Consider the following 3,033-nt stretch of genomic DNA (forward strand, 5'->3'; position numbering starts at 1 on the left):
CAGATTGCTTGGGTGTTATATGGTCAAGCCTCACGGGCAATTAGTATTGGTTAGCTCAACGCCTCACAGCGCTTACACACCCAACCTATCAACGTCGTAGTCTTCGACGGCCCTTCAGGGAACTCAAGGTTCCAGTGAGATCTCATCTTGAGGCAAGTTTCCCGCTTAGATGCTTTCAGCGGTTATCTTTCCCGAACATAGCTACCCGGCAATGCCACTGGCGTGACAACCGGAACACCAGAGGTTCGTCCACTCCGGTCCTCTCGTACTAGGAGCAGCCCCTCTCAAATCTCAAACGTCCACGGCAGATAGGGACCGAACTGTCTCACGACGTTCTAAACCCAGCTCGCGTACCACTTTAAATGGCGAACAGCCATACCCTTGGGACCGGCTTCAGCCCCAGGATGTGATGAGCCGACATCGAGGTGCCAAACACCGCCGTCGATATGAACTCTTGGGCGGTATCAGCCTGTTATCCCCGGAGTACCTTTTATCCGTTGAGCGATGGCCCTTCCATACAGAACCACCGGATCACTAAGACCTACTTTCGTACCTGCTCGACGTGTCTGTCTCGCAGTCAAGCGCGCTTTTGCCTTTATACTCTACGACCGATTTCCGACCGGTCTGAGCGCACCTTCGTACTCCTCCGTTACTCTTTAGGAGGAGACCGCCCCAGTCAAACTACCCACCATACACTGTCCTCGATCCGGATAACGGACCTGAGTTAGAACCTCAAAGTTGCCAGGGTGGTATTTCAAGGATGGCTCCACGCGAACTGGCGTCCACGCTTCAAAGCCTCCCACCTATCCTACACAAGCAAATTCAAAGTCCAGTGCAAAGCTATAGTAAAGGTTCACGGGGTCTTTCCGTCTAGCCGCGGATACACTGCATCTTCACAGCGATTTCAATTTCACTGAGTCTCGGGTGGAGACAGCGCCGCCATCGTTACGCCATTCGTGCAGGTCGGAACTTACCCGACAAGGAATTTCGCTACCTTAGGACCGTTATAGTTACGGCCGCCGTTTACCGGGGCTTCGATCAAGAGCTTCGCGTTAGCTAACCCCATCAATTAACCTTCCGGCACCGGGCAGGCGTCACACCCTATACGTCCACTTTCGTGTTTGCAGAGTGCTGTGTTTTTAATAAACAGTCGCAGCGGCCTGGTATCTTCGACCGGCATGAGCTTACGGAGCAAGTCCTTCACCCTCACCGGCGCACCTTCTCCCGAAGTTACGGTGCCATTTTGCCTAGTTCCTTCACCCGAGTTCTCTCAAGCGCCTTGGTATTCTCTACCCAACCACCTGTGTCGGTTTGGGGTACGGTTCCTGGTTATCTGAAGCTTAGAAGCTTTTCTTGGAAGCATGGCATCAACCACTTCGTCACCCAAAGGGTAACTCGTCATCAGCTCTCGGCCTTAAGATCCCGGATTTACCTAAGATCTCAGCCTACCACCTTAAACTTGGACAACCAACGCCAAGCTGGCCTAGCCTTCTCCGTCCCTCCATCGCAATAACCAGAAGTACAGGAATATTAACCTGTTTTCCATCGACTACGCTTTTCAGCCTCGCCTTAGGGACCGACTAACCCTGCGTCGATTAACGTTGCGCAGGAAACCTTGGTCTTTCGGCGTGGGTGTTTTTCACACCCATTGTCGTTACTCATGTCAGCATTCGCACTTCTGATACCTCCAGCAAGCTTCTCAACTCACCTTCACAGGCTTACAGAACGCTCCTCTACCGCATCACTTGCGTGATACCCGTAGCTTCGGTGTATGGTTTGAGCCCCGTTACATCTTCCGCGCAGGCCGACTCGACTAGTGAGCTATTACGCTTTCTTTAAAGGGTGGCTGCTTCTAAGCCAACCTCCTAGCTGTCTAAGCCTTCCCACATCGTTTCCCACTTAACCATAACTTTGGGACCTTAGCTGACGGTCTGGGTTGTTTCCCTTTTCACGACGGACGTTAGCACCCGCCGTGTGTCTCCCATGCTCGGCACTTGTAGGTATTCGGAGTTTGCATCGGTTTGGTAAGTCGGGATGACCCCCTAGCCGAAACAGTGCTCTACCCCCTACAGTGATACATGAGGCGCTACCTAAATAGCTTTCGAGGAGAACCAGCTATCTCCGAGCTTGATTAGCCTTTCACTCCGATCCACAGGTCATCCGCTAACTTTTCAACGGTAGTCGGTTCGGTCCTCCAGTCAGTGTTACCTAACCTTCAACCTGCCCATGGATAGATCGCCCGGTTTCGGGTCTATTCCCAGCGACTAGACGCCCTATTAAGACTCGCTTTCGCTACGCCTCCCCTATTCGGTTAAGCTCGCCACTGAAAATAAGTCGCTGACCCATTATACAAAAGGTACGCAGTCACCCAACAAAGTGGGCTCCCACTGCTTGTACGCATACGGTTTCAGGATCTATTTCACTCCCCTCTCCGGGGTTCTTTTCGCCTTTCCCTCACGGTACTAGTTCACTATCGGTCAGTCAGTAGTATTTAGCCTTGGAGGATGGTCCCCCCATATTCAGACAAAGTTTCTCGTGCTCCGTCCTACTCGATTTCATGACTAAGAGACTTTCGCGTACAGGGCTATCACCCACTATGGCCGCACTTTCCAGAGCGTTCCGCTAATCTCAAAGCCACTTAAGGGCTAGTCCCCGTTCGCTCGCCACTACTAAGGGAATCTCGGTTGATTTCTTTTCCTCAGGGTACTTAGATGTTTCAGTTCCCCTGGTTCGCCTCTTGCACCTATGTATTCAGTACAAGATAACCATCTTGTGATGGCTGGGTTCCCCCATTCAGACATCTCCGGATCAAAGTCTGTTTGCCGACTCCCCGAAGCTTTTCGCAGGCTACCACGTCTTTCATCGCCTCTGACTGCCAAGGCATCCACCGTATGCGCTTCTTCACTTGACCATATAACCCCAAGCAATCTGGTTATACTGTGAAGACGACATTCGCCGAAAATTCGCAAAACTCTTAAGAGTCACTCACAAATTTTACCTTAGCCTGATCCGTTACCAGTGAAAGTAACGTTC

1 rRNA gene is annotated in these 3,033 nt (G+C 51.6%); it reads right to left on the bottom strand.

Annotated elements, in window-relative coordinates:
* Positions 1-19: 19 nt before the first annotated feature.
* A 23S ribosomal RNA gene (locus ACIP8I_RS26885) occupies positions 20-2,911 on the bottom strand.
* Positions 2,912-3,033: the final 122 nt, after the last annotated feature.

The organism is Pseudomonas sp. NPDC088414 (assembly GCF_044753325.1).
Lineage (GTDB): Bacteria > Pseudomonadota > Gammaproteobacteria > Pseudomonadales > Pseudomonadaceae > Aquipseudomonas.